The sequence below is a fragment of the Aliivibrio fischeri ATCC 7744 = JCM 18803 = DSM 507 genome (assembly GCF_023983475.1).
Taxonomy (GTDB): domain Bacteria; phylum Pseudomonadota; class Gammaproteobacteria; order Enterobacterales; family Vibrionaceae; genus Aliivibrio; species Aliivibrio fischeri.
In genome coordinates this window covers 76,621-90,680 of record NZ_CP092713.1, presented here as the reverse complement: position 1 = coordinate 90,680, position 14,060 = coordinate 76,621, and the positions used below count along the sequence as shown (strand labels likewise).

The following is a 14,060-nucleotide window of genomic DNA, read 5'->3' as shown; positions in this document are numbered from 1 at the left end:
TAATACCAGTGTTATCATCATTTATAAAAAATAACCCCACTCAAAAGAGCTAATGCCGATCGTTTAAGGGACTTGAACGATCCTTTGCAGCCTTCATAATCGGTCTTAAATTTATTTTAAGGCCGATTTTTTATGTCTGAGTTTTCTCGTGAATTACAATTAACTGCAGAATTTCACCTTCCTGAATCTATGGATTCATTTCGGAAAAATATTCCTATTGAGTGGATTTCAGAAGCCGTTAACCAAACTGGTCGCGCCGCTATCAGAAAGCGCAGATTTCCTGCTGAACAAGCTGTTTGGTTAGTGCTTGGAATTGGCTTAATGCGTAACCGCTCCATTAGCGATGTTTGTGATAAATTAGAATTAGCCTTCCCTGATGCTAAAGGGGAACTCCCTCCCTTGGCCACAAGTAGTATCGTAAAAGCTAGACAGCGTATTGGTTATGAACCATTACGTTACCTATTTCATACCACTGCAAGTAAATGGGAGACAGAAGAATCGCCTGATTTAGTTTGTGGACTTAAACTCATGAGCGTTGACGGGACTCAATTTAAAACCCCTGAAACTAAGGATAACCAAAAGCTAGGCTACGCGACAGGTAAGGCTACATTTCCTTCAGTTCTTGCTGTTACCCTCATGTCTACACGCACCCACCTTATTTCAGATGCTGCTTTTGGACCAATAACCAATAGTGAAATATCTTATGCACAACAATTAGTTGGCTCCGCTCCAAATAATTCATTAACTCTTTTTGACCGTGGTTTTATGTCCGCTGAACTTTTTGAATCATGGCGTAATGCAGGAAAAAATACTCATTGGTTAACTCCAATAAAAAGTAAATTTAGGTACGACGTTTTAGAAGAGTTTTCAGACTACGATAAACTGATTAAAATGCCAGTTTCGCCTGATGCAAAACAGAAATATCCTCACCTCGGAGATAGCTGGCAAGCTCGTTTAGTTTTAATACCTGAGCCGAAAGGAGAGATCAAAGGGTTTATTACTTCATTAGAGTGTCCTGTGACTTATCCATTGAAAGATATTGTTGAAATTTACTGGGAACGATGGGAAATAGAACAAGGTTATGGTGAATTAAAACAAGGTCAACTTAACAATCAAGCAGTGCTTAGAAGCTTGAAAATAGAAGGAATATATCAAGAGTTATGGGGGATTTTGATTTCTTATAACCTCGTTCGTCTAGAAATGAAAAGAATGGCCGATTTTCATAAAATGGAACCATTAAGAATAAGCTTTATTAATGCGTTAAGGCTAATCCAAGATGAGTTCCTGTGGTGTTCAGGGCGAACACCAGGAACAGTGCCCAAGAAGCTGAAAAATCTACGAGAAAGCGGAAAGCGTCTAATCCTGCCAAAGAAAAGAAAGCGAAAACCATTTCCGCGACAAGTGCTTTATAAAGCACCGCGCTACCCTTATAAAAAAAGAGCCACTAGCTGTTAAGCGAGCGGCATTAACTCAAAAGAGCAGGGTTATGTGTAGATTGTTCGCTTGTCTTAAATTAGTGAGCGGTTTGGTATTCTGGGTAATCAACAAGCCCTTGTTGTGCGCCACCAAATAGCGTATTTGGATCGTGCTCTGCTAATGGGTAATCGTTTTTAATACGACTAGGTAAATCAGGATTCGCAATAAATGGGCGACCAAATCCAACTAGATCTGCAAGGTTGTCTGTCAGTGCTTGCGCCGCTTTACCTGTATTATAACGACCAGCATAAATAATCGTGCCTTGATAAGCTTCACGAATTGCTGTTTTAAATTCCGCAGGCGTCTCAGGGGCATTATCCCAGTCCACTTCTGCAATGTGCATATAAACCACGTTGAGTTTGTTTAATAATGCCGCTGCTGCCGTGTAGGTTTCTACTGGTGTTTTATCAACAGTGCCATTTAGAGAAGTAAATGGAGCAAGGCGAACACCGACACGCTCGTGACCAATGGCTTCATTTACTGCTTCGACAACTTCGCCTAGAAAACGCAGACGATTTTCGATAGAGCCACCGTATTCATCGGTACGGTTGTTCGCTTCAGAGTCAATGAATTGGTTAATTAAATAACCATTAGCAGCATGAAGTTCAATACCATCAAAGCCTGCTTCAATCGCGTTTAATGCTGCTTGGCGATATTCTGCGATAACATCGTTAATATCTTGTTGAGTCATTTCACGAGGCTCAACAACATCAACAAAACCTGGAGCATCAGTACCGTTATCAATGAATACTTTTACGTTTTCTGCTTTAAGTGCAGAAGAAGAAATAGGTTGTTGACCACCAATGTTTTCAGGGTGAGTAACACGACCTACATGCCAAAGTTGAGCGAAAATAGTACCGCCTTTAGCGTGAACGGCATCAGTCACTTTTTTCCAACCACGGATCTGGTCTTGAGAATAAATTCCCGGAGTCCATGCGTAGCCTTGGCCCATCTCTGAGATTTGAGTGCCTTCCGCTATAATAAGGCCTGCACTTGCACGTTGAGCATAGTATTCAGCCATCATATCGTTCGCTACATTACCCGGTTGACTTGCACGAGAACGAGTCATAGGAGGCATAACGATACGGTTTTTTAGTGTCAGATTACCAAGTTGCATTGGCTGAAATAGTGCATTTTTCATCAATAAATCCTCTTATTTGCTTAATTGAATAAGCTCAATTTGATAACCATCCGGGTCCGTAATAAACGCAATATGCGTTGTACCGCCTTTTACTGGTCCTGCTTCACGAGTCACGTTACCACCTAATGCTTTGATATTATCGCAAGCCGCGTAAATATCTTGGACACCTAAAGCTAAATGACCAAACGCATTACCCATGTCGTAATTATCGGTATCCCAGTTATAGGTCAACTCGATACTTGTTCCGCCTTCTTCATAACCAACGAAAACGAGTGTGTAGCGATATTCACTGTTTTCGCTGTGATCGAGCACTTTCATCCCTAAAACTTTGGTATAAAATTCAATAGATTGTTTTAAGTCTGTCACTCTGATCATCGTATGTAGAAATTGCATGATTTCACCTTGCCAGTGCTGATAGTTGTCGTTTGTATGAGTTAACGATACGTAAAATGACCAAACTTAGGAAATTATGATTTTTTATTGATTTGATAATTTTCTGTTATTAAGTTCGGAAGGTTTTAATAACGAATACAAAAATGCCGCAGTATTATCTGCGGCATTTTCAAATTTAAAACGTATGGATTAAGCGCATTCTTTCTTTGGTTTTCTCTTCTTGTAAACCACACAGAAGTTGCCACGTTTGGTTCGGCATTTAGAACAACGCTCACAATCGACTTCGGCTCTGTTGCCTTCTTTCCAACGTTTGATTAGCTGAGGCTCTGCAAGTAAAGGACGCGATAAAGCGAAGTATTGGATATTCGTTTCTTCAGCAATCTTTTCAATGGCATTAATGTCGTTTAGACCACCAACGGTGATCACCGGAACGTTAACATCTTGGCTGAGCACATTACCATATTCATGGAAATAACCTTCTTCTTGAAGTGTATAGCCATCAAAAGATTCACCAACAAGTGTGCTTGCATTACCGTGAATGTTACCTGAAATGATGATCCCATCAACACCGATCTCTTCCAGTTTTTTACAGATGATTCGAGTCTCATCGAACGTTAAACCACCTTCAAAGAACTCAGACGCCGTCAGTTTTACTAGGATAGGGTAATCATCACCCACTTGTTTTCTGATCTCAGCGTAGATCTCTAGTAAGAAACGCATACGATTATCTAAGCTACCGCCGTATTCGTCTTCACGACGGTTGTAATAAGGACTTAAAAATTGGTTGATTAAATAAGTGTGAGCCGCATGGATTTCAACCCCATCAAAGCCAGATTCTTTTGCTCTTCGGCTTGCTTTGGCAAACGCATCAACAATGTAGTCGATTTCGTCTTTTGTCATCGCCTTGCCTTGTGTTTGTGTACCACGTTCACACACATCACTTGGAGCAAAAATAACGCGTTCGCCAACGTTATAAGTTGTTTTGGTGCCACCATAAGCAAGCTGCATAACAATTTTTGAATCATTTAGGTGTACAAGCTCAGTCAGCTTTTTGTACTCTTCAATGAAAGAATCGTTATACATACCCATCATGCCAGCGTTGGGTTTTTCTTCTTCAACAATGTTTGCATAGCCAGTAACAATTAAGCCAACTTCACCTTTAGCGAGCTCTTCGTAGATATCGTATAACTTGTCTGTCATATGGCCGTCTTCTGTTGCCATATTTTCCCACGTTGCACTTCTCATGAAGCGGTTTTTAAGTGTCATGCTGCCAATGCGGGTTTCGGTAAACAAAGTGCTCAAGTGTGTTCCTCTATTACTGGTTTTATTTTATGGGGCGATTTTAGCGTCAATATAAAGCAAAAAACTTAATCTGTATTAAGTTCATGTCATATCCGATTAAACAACAAACAAAATAGGGATAATTATTCTTACTTCTTCCCTATATTGCTGTTTTTATATGATTTTTTTTGGTCATTTATAGAACACTATTTTTGAAAACTTATGTTGCACGAGTTTCGCCGCAAACTTCTTGGTGTTTTTATCGATGCTGTGTATGTTTACCCAATATTAATGAATAAGTACCAATGAAAATGGGGTGCTCTTATTCTCTCTAGCAGTTGTGGGACAATAGATGAATACAATCAAACAACCTAAAGGGATATTCCATATTATTGCAATCCAAATGTGGGAATTCTTTAGTTACTACGGTATGCGCTCTTTATTAATTCTTTTCTTAACGGAAAAGTTATTAATGTCAGACCAACATGCCTACGCTTTGTATGGTGCGTATACATCGCTTGTGTATGTGACTCCTATTATTGGTGGTTATTTAGCAGATAAATATTTAGGTAACTACTGGTCGGTAATTTTAGGCAGCTTACTAATGGTGGGTGGGCACTTTGTATTGAGTTTTCCAAGTAGCGATCACACCACTTTGTATATTGCGCTTTCTTTAATTATCTGTGGTTACGGTTTCTTTAAAACTAACTCAAGTTGTTTGTTAGGTGAGCTATATCAAACCAAGGAACAAGAGCGTGGCCGTGAGGCGGGTTTCTCCATCTCTTATATTGGTGGCAATATTGGTTCGATGATTTCTCCGATTCTATGTGGTTTTGCTGCAATGAAATGGGGATGGCACGTGGGTTTCTCACTTGCAGGGATTGGGATGCTACTTGGCCTATGTATCTTCATGACAGGTCGTAAAAACTTTTCTCACGTAAGTAAACCAAATTTACCAGCACTTCAGAAAAAAAGTGCAGGCATTCCACATTGGTCATTGCTACTTGCTTCATTGGTTGTTGCTGCTGTTGGTTTGGTATTTGTGCTTAAAAACTTATGGGCAGGTTATATTCTATTAGTGATTTGCTTAATGTCTTTGGTGCACATCATCAACTTATACCGTAAGAGTGATGAAGAAGATCGTCAAAAGCTCAATTCCATCATGTATTTTATGTTGTTTGGTACGGTATTTTGGGCATTTGATCAACAAGGTGGTAGCTCAATTAGTCTATTCATTGAGCGTAATATAGATACCAATATTGGTGGTTTTATTATCCCGACGGCTTTTTTCCAATCCATTAACCCAATTGCTGTGATTGCAGGTGGTGCTGCGGTGGCGTGGCTATGGAAAATGTTAGATTCAAAAAGCATTTCAGTGAGAACACTAACAAAGCTGAATATCGGTCTTTTATTGCTTACTGCTGGCTTTAGTTTAATTACTTTGTCATCAAAATTAGCAATGGCAAGCGGTCAAACTACCTTTGTTTGGTTGTTGATTGGTCTACTGTGCATTGGGGTGGCAGAGCTGTTTATTGACCCTGTGGCATTAGCTGCGATTACACGTCTAAATCCACACGGTGCAACAGGAACGTTAGCAGGTATTTATATGCTTGCTGGTGGCTCGGTAGCAAATTATCTTGCTGCAGATATTGCTCAGTTCACATCGACGGGTACGGGTGAAAATGCAGGAACATTGGATTTAATTGTATCGGCAACGCAATATCACCATGTATTTCAAAGTATCCTTTTTGTAACAATTGGCGTGTTTGTTTTAGGTTTATTGGTGGACTTTAAACACCGTAAACAAGCAACTATTTAATTCCATTATAAATAACAGCAAGCTGCCATGGCTTGCTGTTCCTTACCTCTTTCCTCTTAATCATTCAAATTCCCCTTAACTTTTTAGAATTAATAAATGCCGAATTGCTGTGTTCCAATTTAGTTGTCATGATAATGTCAGTATAAAATGTTGCAAAATGTTTCTGTTAGTAACTTTGTGTAAATTGTTGATCATTAAGTGGTTATCTCTGTTTTTCAAAATTGATAATTTAGATTCCATTTATGGCTAGTGATAAGTAAATGTTAAAAACGTAAGTTGGTTGTGTAATGCGTAAAAATGCATAAAAAAAGAAGCAATCACAACACATACACAGGGATTAATTTATGTCTAACTTGAATGTATTCAAGCAGCCTAAGCAGTTTTATCTGATCTTTTCTATAGAGTTTTGGGAGCGTTTTGGCTTCTATGGCATGCAAGCAATTTTAGCGGTTTATCTGGTTAAAATTCTAGGAATGTCAGAGTCTGAATCATTTGTACTTTTCGGTGCTTTCTCAGCGCTTATTTTTGGTTCATCGCGGCTTTCCGGGGAAAGCCGCTTTTATCTTCATAAAGAAATAGTCCGTATCTCTGTAGCCATACCCCATTCTTTTGATTAACTTAATTTTGTTATTTATTCCTTCCAGTGTACATGTATTTAATCGATATAAAGACGAACTAACAATTCCGTGAAGGTATGGTTTTAACTTTCGTGCAAAACTGATTAGTGGTTTGATCCCACTCTCATTTACCTGTTGCCACCATACATCCCATAGTTCTATTGCCTGCGTTTCTGAGTCACAATACCAGAGCTCTTTTAATTGCTCTCCTAGCAAATGAGTCACCATTAAATCGTGGTTTACCGAAAGTATTTCATCTAAATAACTCTGTTGATTTACGTCTAGATTGTCTCTATTTTTCAAAAGGATCCAGCGTGAACGCTTAATCCAACGACGAGCTTTTTTGTCTTCTTTGAGTTGATTCGCTTGATCTACCCTAACCCTATCCATTACCTCTCGTCCATATTTGGCTACCACATGAAAAAGATCGTATACAATACGTGCATTAGGGCAATGAGCTTTCACTTCGAGATCGAAAGCTGTATTCATATCCATAGCCACTGCTTCGATATTTTCGGCATGCTTACCAAGCTCTTCAAAGAAAGGCCTGATATCAGTTCGGCTTCTACCTAAACCAATCCAAAGCACTTGATGTGTCTGCGCATCGGCAATCACTGTTGCATATCGATGTCCTTTAAATATGGCAAACTCATCCATCACTAGTTGGCGTAATTTATCCCATGGTATGTCAGGGATAACTCGTTTAAGTCGTTGTTTATCAATATTCTTTATCGTGTGCCAATGTACTCCAGTCAGTTCTGAAATATGTTTAATCGGCAGCAAAGGCAGCAGTTGTTCAATATATTCTATCAATCGATTAGTCAGGCGTGAGTATGGTTTAAGCCAAGATATTGCTTCCGTTTTTGTACCGCATAGCAAACATGTAATGCGCCTAGTCTGAATCAAAAGTTCAACTGGAGTTCCTAATATCATAGCGTCTTTAATAGTTCGCCACTGAGTATCGTGAGTAAATTCAGAGAGTCGCCCGCAAGAGCAGAATGCTGGGGAGTCAGGTTTTAAGGTTATAGAGATTAATGAATCAGTTTTATGAGACTTTACGATCTGAAAACCTTTCCAGAAGGATGATAAAAAAGTATTATTTGGCATGAAAACGGCAGTTTGTGAAAAGTTGTGTTTGGCGATGTAACTTTACCACTAACTGCCGTTTTTGTTTTCAATTCCCGCTAATCTGCGATGAACCAAAAAAAAGACATGATTCAATTTATACAAACAATAAAAGACGCTAATTTTCACTTCAATATTCCAGCAGCATGGGGAGAGGAGCTAACTAATATAAAAAGAACCTCTTTTCAAAATGCTAAGAAGGTATTTGAAAAATCATAAAACAAACACCTTTAGTCCTGTATCCCCAGTACTGTGCGATGAATTATACTGGCAAACCAACTTTAACACTTTCATAAATGCTCTATATAAAGAGAAAGCAAATGATTATGATATATCTACAAGTTGCTGAAACATTCGTAATATTAAAACTAATAAAATCAAATACGATGACAAATTAACCGTCGAGTCATAATGGGTCATCGCTAGCCTAATTTAGGGTAATTTTTATCGTTGTTATTGACTATAACTAGCCCAATAACCCTAAATACCAAGCACATAGGCTTTTGTCTATGTGCTTTTTTACAGCTGGAATACAACCTAATTCCCCATAATGCCTTTCAGCCATCGATTGTACGCTTTCTCATAGTTAATTAAGCGGTGTTCTCTTTCTTCCCCTTGGTAATTATTATAAATTACAGCAAGCTTATCACTCGATCTTTGCTTACTTCGTTGCGATGGACCTTCCCAATTTTCCCCATCAAACCATAATCCCATCCAATCGAATCCTTTTGATGTCCGGCCTATCACCGTTTTATCTGGATGTAACTCAAAATCCCATTGATTCGAAATGCAATGACGCACGCGTTTTATTGCTTTTCTCAATTTATGCCGTGTCGTACTTAAGATTAAAAAGTCGTCCATATAACGTTGATAATATATGCCTGCACAATGTCCTAGCAATTCATCAAGCTCATAAAAATGGGCAGCCGCTAAATAAGGACTGAGGCTGCTTGAGCGAGGAATTCCTTTATTTGATAAGGAAATATTCCCACCATCTTCTACATTGTACATTAAAAATTGCGTTAATATGTTTTGTATTTCAGGAGGAATGTTAAATGAATAAAGCCATTCTATCATTTTTAATTTCGGTATCGCTGCATAATAGCCTTTTATATCTGTGCGACATACAAAAGGCATGTTGAGCGCTTTGGAACGTATCGTATGCATACCTACCTTACGTGATGAGCTTGAGCGTTTGGTATGAGTAACAAAATCACTCACAGGCAAAAGGTTATAATGGAGTAACGTTTGTTGCACTAAGCGTATAACAAAGGCATCCGACGCGCTCCACATCACTCGGCTCTCCCCTAACTTTGTTTTATATACCAACATAGGGGATAATAAATAAGATTTAGAACGTAATTGTTGAAGGATTTTTGGTTGGTAATATGTTTTGTAATGAAAGATAAAGTGCCAAACATCAGCATTAGGTGGGTGGTGTTTTCTTGCCTTTTTTAACCAACGTAGTGCCGCTTCGCTGTTTTTGCAGGATAAAAGAAAATCTATTATTTCAGATGACATCGTACTTAATGATCGTGATTTGTAATTTTAAGAGAGGGCTGATAAAATATGGCCAGTATTTATCTTAAATACTGGCCATAGGCTTTATGAGCAATTCTCAGAAGAGATTATGGCGCTATTGACTACGGAAATACGCGGCAACGTACGTGGGACCGTTAACATTTTTCCAATGATTCGGGACGAACGATATATATTCGTTCAATTCTGCTGTCGGTTTGTAGCCAAGTGTAATATGGTCAACTCCCGCGTTTCTCAGGTGTAAACCTAGAGTTCCCATATTTTGTACGCCGTCAAGGGGATCCTTTTGAAATAAATCTTCGCCTTCTACTTTCAATTCTTTTGAGTAATGCATCGCACGCGCTACATTAGCAGTGTATGCCACACGTCCTTCTTGAATCAACTCGTCCACGTTGAACACCATAGGGTTGCATGCGCTGCTACTCTGACAACCTCTGTGTGCGTCCGACAACCATCCTGTAGGTGTGCCGTTCGGGCTTATTGTCGTAACCTTCCATCCATCTACTTTCATTCCAAAGTCTACACCATCCCAATCCGCGCTTTCGACAAACGTACCGTAGCTCAATCCGCCCGCCGTGCGAATCGTCGTACCTTTGTACTGCACATTCCATAATCCTCCCGCATCGATTTCGATGTACGCGTACGTTTCATTGTTTCGCGTCACTAGCTGTACTCCCTCGATTTCAGCTTCCTCTTGCAAGTCATTAGCATTTGTAGCCGTCTGCTTAGATACCGAGTCGCTGAATTCTACGTATTGCGCCTCTGTCCATGGGCTTCCGTCTGGGTTCGTAAATTGTTGCCATCCAGCCGCTGCAGCTGGGAGCGCAGAAATAGCCGCCAGGGCCAAAGTTGCTTTTCTCAATGTCTTAATCATATTATGTTTCCTCTTTATGATAGATTCTCGCCATAGCGATAAGGGGATCATACCGCCGAACTCGCCGTGCTGTACATGTACGTATGGAATTATCTGTCTTTAGAACGCTCTTGACTCCTCCCTCTTTATGTGTTATATGTCAAATTACTTACCTCTTCGCCGGCGTCCTTCTCACTCTTAAGAGCGAGGTGCTGACTAACGATGCCTTACAGATACGTAAGCGGGTATTTCTACCCACCTAGCTTTTAACTGGTTTGTTGCTATATGGCCGCAGATCACTGACGTCACTACCCGGTTCTCGTTGCGGTAACTCTGTCAGCACGTGCTTTAGATAAGTATAAGGTTCAATATTATTTGCTCGGCAAGTCAGCATAATACTAAACAAGACGGCACTGGCGTTGGCGCCACTTTGTGTGTCGCTGAACAACCACGCTTTTCGACCAACGGCCACTGGGCGGATCTCGCGCTCAACCCGATTGTTATCAATCGGGTATAACCCATTTTCTACATATCTTTTAAGATAGGGCCATTGGTTAAGCGCATAACTGACCGCTTTTCCCATCGGACTTTTAGGAAGTAGGCTTGCCGCCGCTTTGTCTAACCAAACATAGAAGGTGGTAAGTATTGGAACCGCCTCTTTTCGCCGGAGCTGACATCGTTCATCAGAAGATAAGTTTTTGCCTTTCTTCTCTACAGCGTACAACTTTTGGATATAGCTCAGTGCCTGCTTAGCCTGTCCCGTTTTTTTAGGACTCAGATCTAGTGCGTCTTTGAACTTACGTCTAGCATGAGCCCAGCAACCTAGATGCTGAACGTTATCCAACATTCGCCATGCTGAGTAACCATCTGTCATCATGCTCCCAGCATATTTGTCGAGGAACTGCTTGGGATAGTTATGTGCTCGTCCAGGTTGATACTCAAATAAAGTAACGGGCGTTAGACTGTGCTCTGGACTGGCATAGGCCCACAGATAAGACTTACTTTCAGCTTTCTTATTGGGCTCTTTTAGAACCTGAAGCGTCGTCTCATCACCATGGATAACCGGCTCTTTCAGTAAAGCTTGATGTAAGGATTGGTAAATGGGAGACAAGAGTTCAGATGTTTTTATCATCCAGTTCGCCAGTGTGGTACGCTGGATATCTAATCCCACTCGGGACAGCTCTTTTTCTATACGATAGAGCGGAAGACCATCTGCATATTTGCTTACAGCAACGGTTGCCAAGGTCCCTGTCGTGGCGATACTTCCTGGTAATGGTTGCTTAGGCATTGCTGCCGTCACCACTTTGCTGCCAGTGCCTTGTTGCTCACAGTGACGACAAGCGTATTTTTTACGCTCATGGCGAAGTACTTTGACTTGCTTAGGGATAATTTCAACCTGCTCTGACGTTTCCACGCCGATAGCATGCAGTGGACTTTGGCAGCAGCTGCAGACTTTTTCACTGTCCGCTAAATCATGCTCAATCACTTCACGAGGCAAATCTGGATTAATAGGCTTGCGCCCTCGCTTACGAGTGTAGGTGATGGTTTCGGTTTCGGGCTCATCATTGTCAACAGGGGCATCGTTAAGTTGCTCAGCCTCATTGAATAAGCAACCTTGTGCCGGGAACTTTTCACTCTGAGGAAGATAACGCTTAGCCTGAGCACGGCGAAATTGCTCCCACATATCCGCAATACGTGCTTCGTATTTTTGCGATGTGATCTCAACCAAGCTATCGCTGTACGCTTGGATTTCTGGGGTGATGCCCGTGGGCTTGCTGAGTTCCTTTTGCATACATTAAGTATAGTAGAAATATCAGCATATGCATGATTTATTAGTAAGCGCTTAACTAACCACACATATCAATATTAAGAATGCTTTGCCATAGTATCTTTTTAATCGGAGGTATTATGGATCAGCAAAGTAAGCGCGATCATTGGACTAATATTTTAGAGCAACAGAAAGAGAGTAACCTATCTATCAAGCAATTTTGTATTGATAATGAAATAAGCTACCAAACCTTTTATTACTGGTCAAAGAAGCTCAGCGAGTCAGAAGTCACAACAAAAATTCACCCCACTATCGTGACAGAGCCAACACAAGAGCAGTCGAATATTGTGGTGCTGACATTAAATAATGGCCTTCGTGCCGAGTTACCAGCAAATCTTAATTCCAAACAAATTAAACATTGGATTGATGCATTGCAATGATACAGTCAGAAAAGGTTTACCTCGTCGTTGGCGTCACCGACATGAGAAAATCCATTGATGGCTTATCACTCATTGTCGCCGAAACGCTGGAAATGGACCCATTCAGTGAAGCCTGGTTTATTTTTTGTAATCGCAATCGAGATAAACTCAAGATCTTGTTTTGGGATACCAATGGCTTTTGGCTTTATTATCGTCGCTTAGAAAAAGGAACCTTCAAATGGCCAACACCCAATATTGATGGTGCACTCCACATTAGCAGGCAACAACTCAACTGGCTTTTATCAGGTTCATCGCAGATTAGCGGGAATTGAAAACAAAAACGGCAGTTAGTGGTAAAGTTACATCGCCAAACACAACTTTTCACAAACTGCCGTTTTCATGCCAAATAATACTTTTTTATCATCCTTCTGGAAAGGTTTTCAGATCGTAAAGTCTCATAAAACTGATTCATTAATCTCTATAACCTTAAAACCTGACTCCCCAGCATTCTGCTCTTGCGGGCGACTCTCTGAATTTACTCACGATACTCAGTGGCGAACTATTAAAGACGCTATGATATTAGGAACTCCAGTTGAACTTTTGATTCAGACTAGGCGCATTACATGTTTGCTATGCGGTACAAAAACGGAAGCAATATCTTGGCTTAAACCATACTCACGCCTGACTAATCGATTGATAGAATATATTGAACAACTGCTGCCTTTGCTGCCGATTAAACATATTTCAGAACTGACTGGAGTACATTGGCACACGATAAAGAATATTGATAAACAACGACTTAAACGAGTTATCCCTGACATACCATGGGATAAATTACGCCAACTAGTGATGGATGAGTTTGCCATATTTAAAGGACATCGATATGCAACAGTGATTGCCGATGCGCAGACACATCAAGTGCTTTGGATTGGTTTAGGTAGAAGCCGAACTGATATCAGGCCTTTCTTTGAAGAGCTTGGTAAGCATGCCGAAAATATCGAAGCAGTGGCTATGGATATGAATACAGCTTTCGATCTCGAAGTGAAAGCTCATTGCCCTAATGCACGTATTGTATACGATCTTTTTCATGTGGTAGCCAAATATGGACGAGAGGTAATGGATAGGGTTAGGGTAGATCAAGCGAATCAACTCAAAGAAGACAAAAAAGCTCGTCGTTGGATTAAGCGTTCACGCTGGATCCTTTTGAAAAATAGAGACAATCTAGACGTAAATCAACAGAGTTATTTAGATGAAATACTTTCGGTAAACCACGATTTAATGGTGACTCATTTGCTAGGAGAGCAATTAAAAGAGCTCTGGTATTGTGACTCAGAAACGCAGGCAATAGAACTATGGGATGTATGGTGGCAACAGGTAAATGAGAGTGGGATCAAACCACTAATCAGTTTTGCACGAAAGTTAAAACCATACCTTCACGGAATTGTTAGTTCGTCTTTATATCGATTAAATACATGTACACTGGAAGGAATAAATAACAAAATTAAGTTAATCAAAAGAATGGGGTATGGCTACAGAGATACGGACTATTTCTTTATGAAGATAAAAGCGGCTTTCCCCGGAAAGCCGCGATGAACCTTAACTTTGCGCGAAAGCGTGGAGAGATAAAAG

The 14,060-nt window shown here is 40.3% G+C and carries 12 protein-coding genes and 1 pseudogene; 6 read left to right on the top strand and 7 right to left on the bottom strand.

The genetic code is table 11. The features are described from left to right. Positions 1-132 precede the first annotated feature (132 nt). Entirely contained in the window at positions 133-1,455 is a 1,323-nt protein-coding gene (locus tag AVFI_RS14085; RefSeq protein WP_199414946.1) for an IS4 family transposase, read from the top strand. Between the two features lie 58 nt (positions 1,456-1,513). On the opposite strand, the gene AVFI_RS14080 is transcribed toward AVFI_RS14085, so the two are convergent. From AVFI_RS14080 to AVFI_RS14070, 3 genes are all read right to left on the bottom strand, one after another. Beyond that, a complete protein-coding gene (locus tag AVFI_RS14080) occupies positions 1,514-2,617 on the bottom strand; it encodes an alkene reductase (RefSeq protein ID WP_188863974.1) in 1,104 nt (367 codons plus the stop codon). Positions 2,618-2,629: 12 nt separating this feature from the next. Then, positions 2,630-3,010, bottom strand: coding sequence for a lactoylglutathione lyase (gene gloA, locus AVFI_RS14075; protein ID WP_054776294.1), 381 nt, complete (start codon positions 3,008-3,010; stop codon positions 2,630-2,632). A 189-nt stretch (positions 3,011-3,199) separates the two neighbouring features. Further along, positions 3,200-4,312 (bottom strand): NADH:flavin oxidoreductase, encoded by a 1,113-nt coding sequence (locus AVFI_RS14070; protein ID WP_054776295.1) that lies wholly within the window; start codon positions 4,310-4,312, stop codon positions 3,200-3,202. 331 nt (positions 4,313-4,643) lie between these two features. Here AVFI_RS14070 and AVFI_RS14065 point away from each other — a divergent pair, with 331 nt between their 5' ends. Next, entirely contained in the window at positions 4,644-6,110 is a 1,467-nt protein-coding gene (locus AVFI_RS14065; protein WP_005421925.1) for a peptide MFS transporter, read from the top strand. Between the two features lie 344 nt (positions 6,111-6,454). Beyond that, a pseudogene (tppB, locus tag AVFI_RS14060) lies at positions 6,455-6,658 on the top strand (dipeptide/tripeptide permease); the annotation flags it as partial. Here tppB and AVFI_RS14055 read toward each other — a convergent pair. The 4 genes from AVFI_RS14055 to tnpC all read right to left on the bottom strand — a co-directional run bounded on the left by AVFI_RS14055 (position 6,641) and on the right by tnpC (position 12,036). Next, positions 6,641-7,834: an ISL3 family transposase gene (locus tag AVFI_RS14055; protein WP_199414938.1), complete on the bottom strand. Its 1,194-nt coding sequence runs from the start codon at positions 7,832-7,834 to the stop codon at positions 6,641-6,643. The pseudogene tppB and the gene AVFI_RS14055 overlap by 18 nt on opposite strands. Positions 7,835-8,389: 555 nt before the next feature. Then, on the bottom strand, positions 8,390-9,373 hold the full coding sequence (locus tag AVFI_RS14050; RefSeq protein WP_188863978.1) for a reverse transcriptase domain-containing protein: 984 nt from the start codon (positions 9,371-9,373) through the stop codon (positions 8,390-8,392). A 115-nt stretch (positions 9,374-9,488) separates the two neighbouring features. After that, on the bottom strand, positions 9,489-10,265 hold the full coding sequence (locus AVFI_RS14045; protein ID WP_054776297.1) for a hypothetical protein: 777 nt from the start codon (positions 10,263-10,265) through the stop codon (positions 9,489-9,491). A 238-nt stretch (positions 10,266-10,503) separates the two neighbouring features. Beyond that, positions 10,504-12,036 (bottom strand): IS66 family transposase, encoded by a 1,533-nt coding sequence (tnpC, locus tag AVFI_RS14040; RefSeq protein ID WP_188863977.1) that lies wholly within the window; start codon positions 12,034-12,036, stop codon positions 10,504-10,506. A gap of 116 nt (positions 12,037-12,152) precedes the next feature. Between tnpC and tnpA the strand changes: the two genes are divergently transcribed. The 3 genes from tnpA (at position 12,153) to AVFI_RS14025 (ending at position 14,024) form a co-directional block, all read left to right on the top strand. Continuing rightward, positions 12,153-12,452: an IS66 family insertion sequence element accessory protein TnpA gene (gene tnpA / locus AVFI_RS14035; protein ID WP_188863976.1), complete on the top strand. Its 300-nt coding sequence runs from the start codon at positions 12,153-12,155 to the stop codon at positions 12,450-12,452. Then, positions 12,449-12,763 (top strand): IS66 family insertion sequence element accessory protein TnpB, encoded by a 315-nt coding sequence (gene tnpB / locus AVFI_RS14030; RefSeq protein WP_188863975.1) that lies wholly within the window; start codon positions 12,449-12,451, stop codon positions 12,761-12,763. The genes tnpA and tnpB overlap by 4 nt, the downstream gene beginning before the upstream one ends. Positions 12,764-12,830: 67 nt before the next feature. Then, a complete protein-coding gene (locus tag AVFI_RS14025) occupies positions 12,831-14,024 on the top strand; it encodes an ISL3 family transposase (RefSeq protein ID WP_199414938.1) in 1,194 nt (397 codons plus the stop codon). Positions 14,025-14,060 lie beyond the last annotated feature (36 nt).